The following is a 15,231-nucleotide window of genomic DNA, read 5'->3' on the forward strand; positions in this document are numbered from 1 at the left end:
GGCTAAGCCGTGTTACAATAGGCCGCTCAAAAGCGGCCTTTGTCGCTTCTAAAGGCATACAGTTATACGCCCGGCTCCGAAATAAGGTGCCACGGGAACACGGGACAAATCCTTCGGATTTGCCCGGATCACGCAAGCCGCAACGCGGCTTGCTCAAGCTCCGACGAACCCCAACGGTTCGCTCAGGGCGGACAAACCGCAACGCGGTTTGCTCGGATAGCGCGGGGTGGAGCAGCCCGGTAGCTCGTCAGGCTCATAACCTGAAGGCCGCAGGTTCAAATCCTGCCCCCGCAACCAACTTCCCACATAACATTCCTAGCGCTGCCGCTAAAACTCAAGCTGCACTACGCGATCGTGGCGCCGCCGCCGCCGGCTGACCAAGCTGAGCGGTTTTGCCGTCCCGGCAGGAGCTTTATAGACACCACGGCTTGCGAGCGTGGCCAAACAATAGGGGCAAGCTTGTTGGCAAGTGCAGGATCGCAACCATGCACGGCCCTCGGGAGCAAGCGCCCAGCGATGTTCCTTTTGCGCGGCTTCGACCAGCTTCTCGCTTGATGTCTCGACGGGAACCAGACAACCTCATCCGTCACAATCCCAAGACAGAGGTGCTTTCAGGTCGAGAGCGCCGCCGTTCGTCGATGGCCGAGGGCTTGTCATTGTTCAGGAAAGTTGTGAGCCGGATGGAAGGGCTAGCATCCGTGCCCGGCGCCATGGCATCCGGCCGAAGCCGCCGTTCACCTGGTGCACATCGCCAGATCTGGAAACAAGATTTCTCACAAATGTCATTGCGCGGAAACATTCGGACATCCCCGACTGTCGGCAATCGTCTAGATATCGAGGCTCTTTTCAGAGCGGGCACCGCTCACACCGCTTTAGTCAATTCTGACTGACAAAAACATTCGTTACGGAGCCTGATTGCCGATGTTTTTCCCAAATCCGTGGCGGCAAGAACAGCTAAGGCATGTTGTTGTGACAACTTTTCACGAGAAGGGTTACCGCGACTATGGGAAAAGATGCATCGAGACCTTTCTCAAGCACTGGCCGGAGGACATCGGGCTTTTGGTCTACGCAGAGGACGTCGATGTTGAGGAGAAAGATCGCAGGCTTCAGATCTTGGACCACGGTGAAGCTCTCCCGCGCCTGCTCGAATTTCGCCAGGCCTTCGCCGACAATCCGCTAGCCAACGGAATTTGTTTATCCAGGTCCAGTTTGCAACGTGATTACCGGTGGGATGCCGTACGCTTTTCCAACAAGGTTTTCGCTGTCACCGATGCGATCCGGCGATACCGGACGACGGCCGACCAGTTGATATGGCTCGATGCGGATACGGTTACCCATAGGGATGTTCCGCGCAGCCTGGTCGACAGAATTGCACCGAGAGGGGACCAACTCGCCGCTTACTTAAATCGTCGAATGTATCCCGAATGCGGCTGGGTGGGTTACAACCTGCATCATCGGGAAATATTGACCTTCGCGGACCGCTTCGAACGCATCTATACATCAGGGTATTTTCTGGCGATGAAGGAAAGCCACGATAGCTTTATCTTTTGGAAGATCGCTCAACAAATGGAGCAGGACAGGGAAGCAAGATTTAAGCTGCTGGGTTCGAACCGCGCAAAATCTCATGTTTTCATCAACAGTGTCCTTGGTGGCTACATGGATCATCTGAAGGGCGACAGGAAAGCGGCAGGCAAAAGTCGCAAGAGCGATTTGACATGGCGAAGGCGGGAAGACTGGTGGAGGTAATCAACCGTTCCCAAGAACACTGAAGATGCTTCGTCTACTGAACTGCCCGAAAATACTTGCGAATGACTATCAACTGCTCGGTTGCTGGGGCAGGGCGGCCTTTGTTTAGGGTTGCGGCGTTTCTAGACTATCCATCAACCCGTTGATGCCGGCGCAAGCGGGAAGAACTGTCATAGCTTTCGAAGCTTTCCTTGAACAAGGGACGAAGCTACCGCCAAAGGATTATGGGTTGCTAGACTACCTCTTCGCGAACATCTCTGGTATGGTAACTTAGGAGTAGTCGCGATGCCTCCGCATATCGGCCGCACGTAGCTTCCGTTTCATCTCTTTTTCGATCTTGTTACTTCGGCCACAGGTTTCTGCGACAAACGCGAAAGTTTTTCTTTTGTGGGGGAAACAATGGGCAAATCTGCGTCTTTTCTCGCGGCCGTCCCGCGTGGATGGCAATATCGCCTGTCGGCATATGTCGCGTCTTGCGCTTTCGTGTTCTGCGTTGCTGCCGGCGCGGTTCATGCGCAACAGCCGACCGATGCGCAACGCAATGCCATCAAATCGGCCTGCCGCTCCGATTTCATAGCGCAATGTTCAGGCGTGACGCCGGGCGGCATCGAAGCGCTGACCTGCCTGCAACAGCATAGCGCGACGCTCTCTCCCGCCTGCCGGAGTGCCGTATCGGCGGTGGACACGACCAAAAAGAAGTCTAGTGCCGTTGCGCCCGCCGAGACGCCGGCAACGGCGCCGGCACAATCCGGCGCAGCGACGACCGGAACGCAAACGTCCCAGCCGACGCAGGCACAGCGCAATGCGGTCAAATCGGCCTGTCGTTCCGATTTCATGGCCCAATGTTCGGGTGTGACGCCGGGTGGCTCCCAGGCGCTAGCCTGTCTGCGCCAGCACAGTGCGACTCTTTCCCCATCCTGCCAGCAGGCGGTTGCGGCTTTGGGAGGAGGCGCTTCGGCGCCTGCCGGTGGCGCCCAGGCGCCGGCAGCAGGCGGCGGCGCGGCGGCGATGCCCGGTGCGGGCATGCCAATGCCATCTTTCACGCCGCGCGAAGAATTGATCGTCCTGCGTCGGACGTGCGGCCCGGATTTCCGCGCCTTTTGCCGTTCCGTGCCGCTCGGCGGAGGCAGAGGCATTGCATGCCTGCGGAACAACATGCAACGGCTGTCTCCCACGTGCCAGAAGGTATTGATCAGCGGGTTATAGGATGCTGCCTCTCTCTTAGAGCGTCCCGCTTGAGGTGAATTCATCTTCAGGCGGAGAGGATGTTTGGGATCAAAAGAGCGGATTCTGTGGCGGGCGGGCAGCGGAACAGCCGCGGTCCATGGTCTTCAGAGGTCGAAGACCGACATTTCATGGAACTTGAGCGATACGGGCCTGCCGCAACCGGCAGCCTGCACATTCGGTGGATCAACGATGGCCCGAACGAAAGGTGTTGCCATGTCATCGATTTCGTACGTTCAGACATTCAAACGACTGCTGATTTTCGGTTCTGTCGGCGTCTGCTGCGTCTTCCCCACGGCGGCGTTGGCGGATGATGCGAAGGATATTCTGAAAGCCATGTCTGATTATCTGGCGGCGCAGAAGACGATGTCGTTTCACTATCAATCCGCGCTCGAGGCAGTGACACCGGATTTCGAGAAGCTGCAATTCGTCAGTTCCGGCACGGCCAGCCTCACGCGTCCCGACAAGCTCAGGATCACAAGGACAGGCGGGTTTGCCGATGTGGATGTGAGCTTCGATGGCTCGACCCTGACCGTCCATGGCAAGAACCTCGACGCCTATGCCAAGATCGACGCCAAGGGGTCTGTGGACGAGCTGCTTGAGCGGCTGGTGGGTGCCGGTGTCGAGGCGCCGGGTGCAGACCTGCTGTCGACGAATGTCTACGATCTGATGATGTCGGATGTGACTGTCGCCAAACATATTTCCAGCGCTTTCGTCGACGGCGTCGAATGTGAATATCTCACCTTCCGCACGCCTGAAATCGACTGGCAGATCTGGATACAGGCCGGAGCGCAACCGATACCGCGGCGCTACGTCATCACCAGCAAGCATGTCGGTCAGGCACCGCAATACACGTTGGAGATCAGCGACTTCAAGAGCGGCGCCGATGTGGCCAAGGTTTCCTACAATATCGATATTCCGACCAGCGCGAAGAAGGTCGATCTTAGCGAACTCCAGTCGCTCGATGAGCTTCCCGCGCCTACCGATGCGGGAGAAGGCAAATGAGATATCCGAGATTATTGGTGGCCGCAGGTTTGGCCGGCGCTTTCCTTTTCGCCGATGTCAATGTCGAGCCGGGCGGGGTGATACCGCTGTCGATAGATTTCGCCACGCCGGCCGGTGCCATCATCGGCCGGCCCCTGACCCCGCTTTCCTATGCGGGCGTCGCCCGCAGAACGACGCGCCGCGTGGTCGTGGGAACGACGGCTGGTATCGCCGTTCTACCGGCGGGCTGCGTCTATGGGGCCTATTATGGCGGCTATTACTATCGCTGCGGATCCGGCTACTATGCCAAGAGCGGCAACGTCTATGTCAGGGTCGTCGTGCAATAGGGGCAAAATCCCGCGCGCCAACTGGTCGTCCGTGGCAAGGAAGTGAGTTTAGATCGGATGGCGCCCTCGAATATGGCTTGGGCGCCATACTTGCTCTTAAAGCATGTCGCGCAAAGTGTGCGGCGGTTTTGCGATAACGACATGCGCACAATCAAAGACCTAAAGCGCAAGGAGCGAATCCCAGAGATCGCGATGCGCTTTAGTCCGCGGCTTGCGAAACCGGCTGCGCGACCGTTCGGCGTTTTCTATATTCCTCGATGCGTTGCAACACGACGTAGAACGAGGGAACGAAGAGTACGGCGAGGCAAGTCGAGGCGATCATCCCGCTGAAGACGGATATGCCGATCGACTTGCGGGCGGATGCGCCGGCTCCCGTCGCCAGCACGAGCGGCACGACACCGAGGATAAAGGCGAAGGATGTCATCAGGATCGGCCTGAAGCGCAGGCGCGCCGCCTCGACCGCGGCGTCGAGAATTTCCATGCCTTGTTCCCGTTTCTCCCGCGCGTATTCGACAATGAGAATAGCGTTTTTCGAGGCAAGCGCGATCAGCAGGATAAGCCCGATCTGGGTGTAGAGATTATTGGCGACGCCCACAGCGCTTAGCGCTCCCACCGTTCCAAGCAGGGCGAGCGGCACCGCCAGCAATACGGCCAAGGGCAGGATCCAGCTTTCATATTGGCCGGCGAGCACGAAATAGACGAGAAGCATGGCAAGGGCGAAGATGAAATAGATCTGACCGCCGACAATCTTTTCCTGATAGGACAGAGCCGTCCATTCGAAGCCCGTTCCGGGTGACAGCGTGCGGTCGGCTATCTGTTCCATGACATCGAGTGCCTGCCCGGAACTGAAGCCTCTGGAAGCTCCGCCGACGATCGTGGCGGTCGGATAGAGGTTATAGAGGCTGATGAGGGATGGGCCTTGCTCGCTGGTGATATCGACCACCGTGCCGAGCGGCACCATGGTGCCGTCGCCGGCCTTGACCTTCAGGTTGCGGATGTCGTCGGGGCGAATCCGAAAATCGGGCGATGCCTGCACGTAGACCTGGAAGGTTCGCCCGAATTTGTTGAACTGCGTCACGTAGCTTGATCCCACGTAGCCCGAAAGCGCCGAGAAGACCTGTCCGACGGTCACGCCGAGCGTCTCCGCCTTGATGCGGTCGACGGAAACGGAGAGCTGGGGAACGTCGGCGCGGAAGGATGTGCTCAGCCGCTGCAGCGCCGACTGCGCATTGCCGTTCTTGACGATGGTGTCGGCCAGACCCTGCAGCAGCGGATAATCGAAATTCCCGTTCCTGATCTCGACCTGCATGGTAAAGCCATTGGCATTGCCGATGCCCTGGATCGGTGGAGGCACGATCACCAGCGTCTTTGCCGCCAATATATCCCGCAGGGCGCCGTTCAAATGTTCGTAGATCGACAGCAGGTCCTGTCCCTTTTCCTTGCCGCGGATACCCCAATCCTTGAGCACGACATAAGCGACGCCGGCATTCGGCAGGCTGGCGTTATTGTCGAGGACGGAGATGCCGCTGATGGTCAGCACCTGGTCGACGCCGGGCGTCTGTTGCGCAATCTTGCCGACCTGTTCCATGACCGCATCGGTCCGCTCCTTGGAGGCGCCATCTGGAAGCTGGGCGTTGACCAGCACATAGCCCTGATCCTCTACCGGCAGGAAGGCGGTCGGCAGGCGTGTCAGCCCCCACACGGCGACGCCGATCAATGCCAAGGCAACTAGGACCGCGATGCCACTATGATGAACCATGCCGCCGATAAGCCTGGCATAGGCATGCTCCGCCCTGTCGTAGACCTTATTGAAGCCGCGATAGAAGAAGTTGCGTCTCTCAGGCGGTACCGGCGGGCGCAGCCAGAGTGCACATTGCGTCGGCTTGAGCGTCATGGCGTTGATGGCGCTGATCAATGCGGTCGCCGCAATGACGAGTGCGAATTGCTTGTAGAGCTGTCCCGTCAGACCGGGGAGGAAGGCTGCCGGGATGAACACCGCCATCAGGACGAGCGTGATGCCGATGACGGGACCGAACAGCTCGTCCATCGCCTTTTCGGCGGCCAGTCTGCCCGGCATTCCTGCCTCGACGTGACGGGTGACACCCTCTACGATGACGATGGCGTCGTCGACGACGATGCCGATGGCAAGAACGATGGCAAACAGCGTCGAGAGATTGACGGTGAAACCGAGCGCCGCCATCGCTGCGAAGGCGCCGATGATCGTCACCGGAACGGTCGTCGCCGGCACGAGCATTGCGCGCCAATCCTGCAGAAAGACGAGAATCACGATGAGCACCAGGACGCCGGCCTCCACCAGCGTCACGTAGACCTCGTCGATCGACGCCGTCACGAATTTGGTCGTGTCGAACGGAACCTGGTACGCAAGGCCCGGCGGGAAGCTCTTCGAGAGTTGCGCCATCTTCGCGGCGACGTCCGTCGCGACGGTAATGGCGTTGGCTTCCGGCAATTGGAAAATGCCGATGCCGGTTGCAGGCCGCCCGTTCTGCATGAAGGACTGGCTGTAAGTCTGGGCGCCGAGCTCGACGCGGCCGATGTCGCGAATGCGCGTGATGCGTCCGCCATTCTGCTGATCGACCTTGACGATGATGTTCTCAAAGTCGACGGCGTCGTTCAGCCGCCCGCTGACGTTGAGCGTATACTGGAAATTCTGGCCGGGCGGCACGGGCGGTATGCCCACCTGACCGGCCGTTACTTCCTGGCTCTGCTGTTGTACGACATTGATGATGTCCTGCGGCGTCAGACCGCGCGCCTGCAGCAGGTCCGGATCCATCCAGATGCGCATGGCATACTGGCCGGCGCCAAATACCGAGACATTGCCGACACCGGGCAGGCGGGCCAATTCGTTCTGCAGGTTGATGACGGCGTAATTGGACAGGAAAAGGCTGTCATACCGGCTGTCCGGCGAGGTGAGGGTGACAAATTCGAGGATAGACGTCGATTTCTTCTGTGTCGTGACGCCCTGCTCCTGAACGGCCTGCGGCAGCGACGGCATGGCGATGGCGACACGGTTCTGCACGAGGACCTGCGCCTGATCAGGATTGGTGCCGATCGCGAAGGTCACCGTCAGGGAATAGGTGCCGTCGCTGGCGCTCGTCGACTGCATGTAGAGCATGTTCTGCACGCCGTTGACCTGCTGTTCGATCGGCAATGCAACTGTGTCGATGAGGGTTTTCGCGCTCGCGCCGGGATAACGCGTCGTCACCTGTACCGTCGGCGGGACAACATTCGGATATTGCGCGACCGGCAATTGGAAGAGCGCGACCGCGCCGATGAGGACGAAGACAAGCGCCAGAACATTCGCGAGCACCGGCCGCTCGATGAAGAAGCGCGAGATCATGCTGTCCTCCTCGGATCTTGGCGTGGGAACGAAAGCAAGTTCATGGCGTGTCGGATTTGGCCGTATCAGACTTGGCCGCATCAGACTTAGGTGCATCGGGTTTGGTTGAATCGATTGCGGGCGCAACATTGTTCGACGCGCTAGCCGTCGCGGCGGCGTCCAGCGCGACTTTCTCCGGCGCGACCTTGCTGCCGGGGATGGCCTGTTGAATGCCTTCCGTCACTACCCAATCGTTGGCGTCGAGCCCGGATTCGATGACGCGCAGAGCCCCTTCGCGCTGGCCGGTTTTCACCAGCTTCTGCTCAACGGCGTCATCTTTTCCGATGACCAGCACGTAGCTGCCCTGCTGGTTGGTGCCGATGGCATCGTCGCGCACCAGCAGCGCCTTGTCCTCATGCCCGACAGGCACGCGCACACGTACGAAAAGACCCGGCAGAAGCGCGTGCTCCTTGTTGTCGACGATGCCTCGCACGGACAGTGTTCCGGTTGATGCATCGACCTGCGGCGAGGCGTAGTCGAGATGACCCTTGAAGGGATAGTCGGTCGCATCCTGCAGGCCGATTTCAAAGGGAATGGTCGGAAGATCGGTTTGCCGGAACGTGTGTCCTTGCTTTGCCATCTCCTGCTTGATCATCAGCACCTGCGGCTCGCTGACATTGAAATTGACGTAGAGCGGATCCGTCTGGACGATAGTCGCCAGCTTGGTCGGGCCGGATACGCCGACGAGAGCGCCGACATCGACGAGATGGGCGGTTACGGTGCCGTCAAAGGGCGCCAACACCTTCGTATATCCGAGATTGATCTTCGCAAGCTCGAGACTGGCCTGGGCATTTAGGATGGTCGCGTTCGCCTGATCAAGCGTCGCCTTGGCGCTGTCGACGGCCGTCTGGGTCGTAACCTTCTGCTTGCTCAGATTGAGCTGCCGCTGATATTCCTGATCGGCGCCGACCTGCGATGCCTGAGCGGAGGCGAGTGTCGCCTGCGCCTGATCGACCTGGGCTTCGTACGTGTTGCTTTGGATGCCGAAGAGCTGTGTATCCTTCTTGACCGGCATACCATCCCGATAGTCGATCGACTCGATGAGGCCCTGTACGCGGGCCTCTATGTCGACGGAATTGATCGCCGCGGTGTTGCCCGTGAGCTCGAAATATCGGGTGACGGTGTGCTGCAAAGGTAACGCTATGCGCACCTTGGGCGGTGGCGGGGCAACATAGGTGTTGTTGCTTCCGTCGCATGCTTGAAGAGAAATCGTGCACAGGAGCACGATGTAAAATTGTAGACCTTGAGAAAATCCCCCACGCATTCCTGACACCCCCCAATAAGCTGCGAGTTCCAGTCTTCATGCGCGCCTCGTCGGCAACCATGCGGCGTCGATGGATTAAGGCATGTGACACTATGAAGCGCCATTGCTAAAAATTGCAATAGTCCCGTGCCTGCAATTCATATGCGCCGCCCCGGCGAAGGCTGACGTGACTACGCAGGCCGGCTTTTTCGGAATGTCATCATGACAAGAAGCAGGACAATAATAATCCCGGCTGCAATCAGGACGTGGTGATGGAGCGGCAGATGACCGAACGTCTGCTCGATACCCTGTCCGAACAAATAGCCTATCCCGGTGAAGAGCGATCCCCAGACCAGGGCTGCGGCAGCGTTGATCAAGACGAACTTTATCGCTGAAACGCCGGACATCCCGATGGCGACCGGACTGATTGCCCGAAAGCCATAGATAAAGCGGAAAGCGAAGATGAAGCCGGTGGGATGGCGCTCCAGAAGCTGCGTGACGCGTGCGAACGCCGGTTTCTCGATGATTTTCTGGACGCGCGGATAGTGCCGGGCATAGCGGCCGATGAAAAAGAGCGTCTGATCGGCGATGAAGGAACCGGCGCAGGCAGCGGCCGCCGCATTCCAATAGGTCATGAGGTGACGATGCGAAAACACGCCGCCGAGGATCACCATGGTTTCGCCCTCGATGGCAGCGCCCAGAAAGACCGCCAGAAGGCCATATCTCGCGATCAGAAGCTCGATGGTCATGTCGGGGGCTCCGGACCGGGACGATGTGAACCTTACCGCTGAAAGATGAGCAGTACGTAACACAGGAAAAGGACAAGGTGAACGGCACCCTGCATCACATGGGTCCGGCCGCTGGCGAAGGTAATGATACTGACGGCGAGCGTCAGGATGAGCATCACGAGATCGCCGCCTTCAAGTCCCAGCGTGACAGGATGTGCAAAGAGATAGCTGACGATGAGCATGGCGGGCACGGTTATCCCGATTGTTGAGAGAACCGAACCCAAGAAGATATTGATCGAACGCTGCAAGTGGTTGGCGGCGGCCGCGCGCACAGCGCTGATGGCTTCCGGCGTGGCAACCAGCACCGCCATGACGACGCCGCCGAAAGCGACAGGCGCACGCAATGTTTCAATCACGTAGTCGATCGGCTTGGCGAGTTCTTCGACCAGGAACACCACCGGCCCCATATAGGCGAACAGGAAAACGGTGTGAAACCATATCGCCCTTCGGCCAGGGCGAGGGTCTGGTTTAACGTGCGGCTCGCTCTCGTCGGCAAAAAAATGGTGATGGCGGCCCGCCTGAAGCATCAGGAAGACGCTGTAGAGGCCGACGGAAATGATTCCGAGCACCATCTGTCTCGGCATGGAAGGGTGCGGGCCGGCGGCACCGTACAGGAAGCTCGGCATGACGAGACTGAGCGTCGCCAATGGCACGATAAGGCCGAGATAGGCGTTGGCGCCCTGCAGGTTATGGGACTGCTCCGGTCGGCGCCAGCCGCCGAATAGCAACGATAGTCCCACCATGCCGTTGAGGATGATCATGATCACCGCAAAAAGCGTATCACGGGCGAGGGTAGGGTTGTTCTCGCCGTGGATCATGACGGCGGAAATGGCCATCACTTCGATCGAGGTGATGGCGAGCGTCAGGATCAATGTGCCGTACGGCTCCCCAAGCCGTTCCGCGAGATGGTCAGCATGCCGGACAACGGAAAGGGCGGAACCCAGCACGGCAGCAAAAAGTGCAAAGAAACTGAATGCGAGCCAAACAGGATTGGACAATTGCTGAAACAGCTCGCCTTCGAAGCTAATGATAAACAGGCTGGTCAGGATGCTGATCGCCAGAAACCATTCCTCGCGGAAAAGGCGGGTCAGTTCGTGAGGACGAAATGCCAGACTGTCCGTCATTGGAATGATGGCCTTGCAGAAAACTGTAGCTGCGAAGCGATAACCAATGTCATCATATCCCCCAACCCGCGCTGTCGGACGCCCGAAAACCGCCTGAACCGTATCGCCCGAGTTCGAAATTCTACACGGGTTTGCCGCTTTCGGCGAGATCGGCCAGTGCGCGTTCGAGCCGGACGATGGAAAAGTGGCCGGCGTTGTGATCGAACATAGGCTTGGCCGCCGCAGTTGTCTTCTCCGCAAAAAGGGCAAGGAGCACTGTGATGTCCCGATTGTATGGCTTGGATTGCCACAGATCTGCTTTTTCCTGCAGCACCGTACCGCATTGGTCAGAACTGACCTCGTGCGCTTCGGATAGTCCTGATTTATTGCCTGCGCTCCCTTCTCATATCTGAGGGAGCTTTCCCCGCTTTGCCCCGCCTCATCCGATGGGCGGGGCTTTTTTCTGGGCGGTTCACAATGCGTTTCATCCATATGTTGGATAATACTGTGTGCCGTCAGATGGGGGTTAAGTTTTAGGTGTAGTTTATTTAGCTGTTGACGATATTTAATTATCGTTTAACTTCAATTCGTTGAATATTTGACGCCCGCCTGTCACCGCTTAGCAGGTGGGCGCTTTTTTTGTTGCAGAGGCGCATGGAACTATTATGATGTTGCCATCATAATTCTTTAGCACCTCGCCATCCCCCCAAAGTGGCGGGGTTTTCTTTTGCCGATCGCTACGATTCGATCGTGCCGGTCGCTTCAACGACGAGCGTCCCGGCCATATTACTCAAAGTTTTCCTCGGCTTCTCTTAAGTCAAGCGCGTTCTTGCGAGAGAAAATCCAAGAATCGGCGCAGCGCATTCAAGGGGAAGAGCTCCCTCATGGTTTGCCGTTGCCTAAATTATTGAAATGTAGAATAACTATACCAAGGAAAAGATTTGATCCGGGGCAAGACTTGCGCAAGGGAGCCGCAGATGATCTTTCGCCAGCTCTTCGACAGCGTGTCCGGTACCTACACCTATCTCATCGCCAGCCGGCGGGGCGGCGAGGCGCTCATCATCGATCCCGTGCTCGAGAAGGTTGACCGCTATCTTCAGCTCGTCGAGGAGCTCGACCTTAAGCTGGTCAAGGCCGTGGATACGCATTTGCATGCCGACCATATCACCGGATTGGGTGCGCTGCGCGACCGCACCCATTGCATTACCGTGATGGGCGAGCAGACCCTTGCCGACGTCGTTTCCATGCGGGTGACGGAAGGCGACCGTGTCGCGATCGAGGGTTTGAGCCTCGACGTACTTTATACGCCGGGCCACACGGACGATTCCTATTCCTTCCTCATGGGCGGCCGTGTGTTTACCGGCGATACGCTTCTCATTCGCGGCACCGGACGCACCGATTTCCAGAACGGCAATCCGCTTCAGCAGTACGATTCGATCTTCAACAAGCTTCTGAAATTGCCGGACGAAACGCTGGTCTATCCCGCCCACGACTATAAGGGCGATACTGTTTCCACCATCGGCGAGGAGAAGCTGTTCAATCCGCGCCTCAAGGTCCGGTCGGCGGACGAGTATGCCGACCTCATGAACAATCTGAAACTTCCCAACCCGAAGATGATGGATGTGGCTGTGCCGGCCAATGTTCATGTCGGCTTTCATCAGGATGAGATCGCGCGCAAGGGCTGGGCCGTTTCGGCGGCGGAAGCATTGGCGCTGCGCGGTCGTCCCGACATCGCGATCGTCGACCTGCGCGAGAAGGGCGAGCGTGAAAAGCATGGAACGATCCCGGGCTCGCTGCATGCACCCTATCCGGATTTGCTGGAAAACATCAGCGCGGGAGGCATGCTGCATGAGTTGGCAGAGGCCACCGGCAAGCGGATCGTATTCTATTGCGCCTTCGGCGAGCGGTCGGCGATGGCCGTACAAGCGGCCCAGGACGCGGGCCTGGCGACCGCCTGTCATATAGAGGGCGGCATCGCGGCCTGGAAAAAGGCGAACGGGCCGGTGGCCACGCCGTAAATCAGCGATGGCGCCACCATCTTACACTCGGCTCCGTCCGGCTTTCTAACGAAGATTCCGCCGATCCGCCCACCGGGAGATTGCGGCTGCAATTGCCTCGGGTTGATCCTCCGGCGCGACATGGCGGGCCGGGCCGCATTTTTCGATATCCAGATTGGCGATGTTCGCCCGGCACCAGTCCGTCATCCTCTCGCCGATCAACAGGGTCTCCGCCGGACCGTCGAAAGTCAGAAGCAGCTTTGGGACATCCGCGCTCACCGCCAGCCAGGCGTCGTAGGCTTCGATCCGGGCGACGACATCGACCGGCTCACCTGCAATCGGCATCGCGCGGGGCCATTCGAGCAGGGGGCGGCGGCTTTCGCGAGTGGGGTAGGGTGCGCGATAGACGGCATGATCCTCGTCGCTCAATCCGTTGAGGATGGTGGCCCGCAGCGCCTGCTCGATGAAGAAATTCTCGTCGAGAACCTTGGCCTCACCGGTGCCTGTCGAGCGCAACGCCTCATAACGCGGGCGTGCGTTCGGTAGATCATCCCAGTTCATCGGTCGGACGATGGTTTCCATGAAGGCGATGCCGCGCACCCGTTCGGGATTGCGGGCCGCCCAGTCGAAGGCCAACGCGCCGCCCCAGTCGTGGCCGACCAGCACGACACCTGTGAGTTCCAGCGCATCGAACCAGGCGTCGAGATAGCGGGCGTGATCGGCGAAGCGGTAGGGTATAGCGGGTTTGCCCGAGCGGCCCATGCCGATGAGATCGGGCGCGAGACGGCGCGCGGGCTCACCGATGTTAGGAGAGATATGCCGCCAGAGATGCGACGAGGTGGGATTGCCGTGGAGAAAGACGAAAGAGGTTCCGCTCCCTGCATCCTCATAGAATATCGTCGAATTCAACACATCGATGGAGGGCATAGGGTATCCTCTTTCTGGAAGAAATGGTAAGGTACCTGTCTATCTAACATAATGGTCAGGTACCTGTCTATATCCTATGGAAAAATGCGTTCCCTCCCATCCGCCACTCGGCCTCTTGCTTCGCCTTGTGCACCAGCACTGGACGCAGGCGGTCGAAGCTGCGCTGGACGAAGCCGGATTCAGCGATATCCGCCCACCACATGCCAACGTCTTCACCTTTGCCCGGCCGGAGGGCATCCAGGTCAGTGAACTCACCAAGCTCGCCCACGTGCGTAAGCAGACGATGACGCAAGCGGTCGAAGAGCTCGAACGGCTGGGTTATGTCGAGCGCCGCCCGGATCCCAACGACCGGCGTGGGCGGCTGGTCTTCCTCACCGAACGCGGCAAGGGCGTGCGGCCGATCGCCATGGCCACGGGCCGTCTGGTCGACGAACGCTGGGCGGAGATCGCCGGGTCGGAAGAGATCGAACAAATCAAGCATGCCTTGCAAAGACTGCTCGGCAAGCTGCAGAGCGGCGACGACACCGCCATCGGGCCGGAGGAACAGGCCGACTCCTAAATCGGTCGTCTCAACCGCGTTCCCAAAGTCTCTAATCTTCTGTTCGGTAACGCCGGGATCACAAAGAGTTTCGTTATCAATCTCCGAGGTTTGACCTATCTAGGTTGCAGCGTCCGGCCAATGGAACCCATGGGGTTCAGGAGAGCGATTTCATGAGACATATCCGCAGCATGGTGCAAAAGGCAGCCTTCGCTTTCGGTGTCGGCTTCGCTGCTTTGAGCGCGGCGATCGGTCCCGTCGGCGCGATGCCGGCGTCCGCCCAGACCATTATCGACGACTGGCAGAAGGTAAAGCCGCCGGAAGCGCCGGAATTGAAGCCGGTGACGGTGGATCCGAAGACGACGGCGCTGTTGATCCTCGATTTCAATGGCGCGCAGGACCCGACCAAGGGGCCGTGCAACAAGAACACCAAACCGCGTTGCCTCGCCTCCGTGCCGAAGGTGAAGGCGATGCTCGACGAGGCCCGCGCCAAGCGTGTGTTCGTCGTCTATAGCTTGGCCGGCGTGGGCGAACCTCAGGATATCGCCACGGATCTTGCGCCGCTGGCAAGCGACCCGATCGTCAAGTCCGGCCCCGACAAGTTCATCGGCACCAATCTCCGCAACATCCTCGCCGACAAGGGCATCAAGACCGTGATCGTCACCGGCACGGCTTCCGAAGGCGCGGTTCTCGATACGGCAACCGATGCGGCGCTGAACGGCATGAACATCATCCTTCCCGTCGACGGCATGTCGTCCACCACGCTCTACGGCGAGCAATATGTCGCCTGGCACATGGTCAATGCGCCCGGCGTTTCGCAGAAGACGACGCTCACCAAGATCGACATGATCAAGTTCTGAGACGTAGGCCGATCAATTCCGGTCCACAGACCCCAAACTAACACCCCGCTTCGGATGGGACTGAAGCGGGGTGCCTT

Annotated in this window: 12 protein-coding genes, 1 tRNA gene and 1 pseudogene; 8 read left to right on the forward strand and 6 right to left on the reverse strand. The window is 58.9% G+C overall.

The annotated features are described in order from the left end of the window. Nucleotides 1-220 precede the first annotated feature (220 nt). From PH547_RS23180 to PH547_RS23200, 5 genes are all read left to right on the forward strand, one after another. Nucleotides 221-297, forward strand: a tRNA-Met gene (locus PH547_RS23180). Nucleotides 298-921: 624 nt separating this feature from the next. Further along, nucleotides 922-1,746, forward strand: coding sequence for a hypothetical protein (locus PH547_RS23185; RefSeq protein WP_104824452.1), 825 nt, complete (start codon nucleotides 922-924; stop codon nucleotides 1,744-1,746). Nucleotides 1,747-2,145: 399 nt separating this feature from the next. Continuing rightward, nucleotides 2,146-2,952, forward strand: coding sequence for a cysteine rich repeat-containing protein (locus PH547_RS23190; RefSeq protein WP_245463901.1), 807 nt, complete (start codon nucleotides 2,146-2,148; stop codon nucleotides 2,950-2,952). A gap of 234 nt (nucleotides 2,953-3,186) precedes the next feature. Next, nucleotides 3,187-3,975 carry a DUF2092 domain-containing protein gene (locus PH547_RS23195; RefSeq protein ID WP_104824451.1) on the forward strand — a complete coding sequence of 263 codons (789 nt, stop codon included), beginning with the start codon at nucleotides 3,187-3,189 and terminating at the stop codon, nucleotides 3,973-3,975. Beyond that, the gene (locus tag PH547_RS23200) at nucleotides 3,972-4,301 is read left to right on the forward strand and encodes a hypothetical protein (protein WP_104824450.1); all 330 of its coding nucleotides are present in this window, start codon (nucleotides 3,972-3,974) and stop codon (nucleotides 4,299-4,301) included. The genes PH547_RS23195 and PH547_RS23200 overlap by 4 nt, the downstream gene beginning before the upstream one ends. Nucleotides 4,302-4,500: 199 nt before the next feature. On the opposite strand, the gene PH547_RS23205 is transcribed toward PH547_RS23200, so the two are convergent. From PH547_RS23205 to PH547_RS23225, 5 genes and pseudogenes are all read right to left on the reverse strand, one after another. Beyond that, nucleotides 4,501-7,659: an efflux RND transporter permease subunit gene (locus PH547_RS23205; RefSeq protein ID WP_285169559.1), complete on the reverse strand. Its 3,159-nt coding sequence runs from the start codon at nucleotides 7,657-7,659 to the stop codon at nucleotides 4,501-4,503. A gap of 139 nt (nucleotides 7,660-7,798) precedes the next feature. Beyond that, nucleotides 7,799-8,962, reverse strand: a pseudogene (locus PH547_RS23210) (efflux RND transporter periplasmic adaptor subunit); the annotation flags it as partial. A 170-nt stretch (nucleotides 8,963-9,132) separates the two neighbouring features. Next, nucleotides 9,133-9,690, reverse strand: a complete 558-nt coding sequence (locus tag PH547_RS23215; protein ID WP_104824447.1) for a DedA family protein — start codon at nucleotides 9,688-9,690, stop codon at nucleotides 9,133-9,135. 32 nt (nucleotides 9,691-9,722) lie between these two features. Then, on the reverse strand, nucleotides 9,723-10,853 hold the full coding sequence (locus PH547_RS23220) for a calcium:cation antiporter (protein ID WP_285169560.1): 1,131 nt from the start codon (nucleotides 10,851-10,853) through the stop codon (nucleotides 9,723-9,725). 121 nt (nucleotides 10,854-10,974) lie between these two features. Beyond that, the gene (locus tag PH547_RS23225; protein WP_104824445.1) at nucleotides 10,975-11,166 is read right to left on the reverse strand and encodes a hypothetical protein; all 192 of its coding nucleotides are present in this window, start codon (nucleotides 11,164-11,166) and stop codon (nucleotides 10,975-10,977) included. Between the two features lie 643 nt (nucleotides 11,167-11,809). Between PH547_RS23225 and PH547_RS23230 the strand changes: the two genes are divergently transcribed. Beyond that, on the forward strand, nucleotides 11,810-12,850 hold the full coding sequence (locus PH547_RS23230; protein ID WP_104825228.1) for an MBL fold metallo-hydrolase: 1,041 nt from the start codon (nucleotides 11,810-11,812) through the stop codon (nucleotides 12,848-12,850). 45 nt (nucleotides 12,851-12,895) lie between these two features. Here PH547_RS23230 and PH547_RS23235 read toward each other — a convergent pair whose 3' ends face one another. Next, on the reverse strand, nucleotides 12,896-13,756 hold the full coding sequence (locus tag PH547_RS23235) for a haloalkane dehalogenase (protein ID WP_104824444.1): 861 nt from the start codon (nucleotides 13,754-13,756) through the stop codon (nucleotides 12,896-12,898). Nucleotides 13,757-13,832: 76 nt separating this feature from the next. Between PH547_RS23235 and PH547_RS23240 the strand changes: the two genes are divergently transcribed. Both PH547_RS23240 and PH547_RS23245 read left to right on the forward strand, forming a co-directional pair. Beyond that, nucleotides 13,833-14,315 carry a MarR family winged helix-turn-helix transcriptional regulator gene (locus PH547_RS23240; protein ID WP_104824443.1) on the forward strand — a complete coding sequence of 161 codons (483 nt, stop codon included), beginning with the start codon at nucleotides 13,833-13,835 and terminating at the stop codon, nucleotides 14,313-14,315. Between the two features lie 152 nt (nucleotides 14,316-14,467). Beyond that, nucleotides 14,468-15,154: an isochorismatase family protein gene (locus PH547_RS23245; RefSeq protein WP_104824442.1), complete on the forward strand. Its 687-nt coding sequence runs from the start codon at nucleotides 14,468-14,470 to the stop codon at nucleotides 15,152-15,154. Nucleotides 15,155-15,231 lie beyond the last annotated feature (77 nt).

Source organism: Rhizobium cerradonense (genome assembly GCF_030182455.1).
Taxonomy (GTDB): domain Bacteria; phylum Pseudomonadota; class Alphaproteobacteria; order Rhizobiales; family Rhizobiaceae; genus Rhizobium.

Bases quoted from the DNA above. Each gene is read 5' to 3' on its own strand.
- PH547_RS23185 (WP_104824452.1), top strand. From the start codon at position 922: ATGTTTTTCCCAAATCCGTGGCGGCAAGAACAGCTAAGGCATGTTGTT.
- PH547_RS23190 (WP_245463901.1), top strand. From the start codon at position 2,146: ATGGGCAAATCTGCGTCTTTTCTCGCGGCCGTCCCGCGTGGATGGCAA.
- PH547_RS23195 (WP_104824451.1), top strand. From the start codon at position 3,187: ATGTCATCGATTTCGTACGTTCAGACATTCAAACGACTGCTGATTTTC.
- PH547_RS23200 (WP_104824450.1), top strand. From the start codon at position 3,972: ATGAGATATCCGAGATTATTGGTGGCCGCAGGTTTGGCCGGCGCTTTC.
- PH547_RS23205 (WP_285169559.1), bottom strand. From the start codon at position 7,659: ATGATCTCGCGCTTCTTCATCGAGCGGCCGGTGCTCGCGAATGTTCTG.
- PH547_RS23215 (WP_104824447.1), bottom strand. From the start codon at position 9,690: ATGACCATCGAGCTTCTGATCGCGAGATATGGCCTTCTGGCGGTCTTT.
- PH547_RS23220 (WP_285169560.1), bottom strand. From the start codon at position 10,853: ATGACGGACAGTCTGGCATTTCGTCCTCACGAACTGACCCGCCTTTTC.
- PH547_RS23230 (WP_104825228.1), top strand. From the start codon at position 11,810: ATGATCTTTCGCCAGCTCTTCGACAGCGTGTCCGGTACCTACACCTAT.
- PH547_RS23235 (WP_104824444.1), bottom strand. From the start codon at position 13,756: ATGCCCTCCATCGATGTGTTGAATTCGACGATATTCTATGAGGATGCA.
- PH547_RS23240 (WP_104824443.1), top strand. From the start codon at position 13,833: ATGGAAAAATGCGTTCCCTCCCATCCGCCACTCGGCCTCTTGCTTCGC.
- PH547_RS23245 (WP_104824442.1), top strand. From the start codon at position 14,468: ATGAGACATATCCGCAGCATGGTGCAAAAGGCAGCCTTCGCTTTCGGT.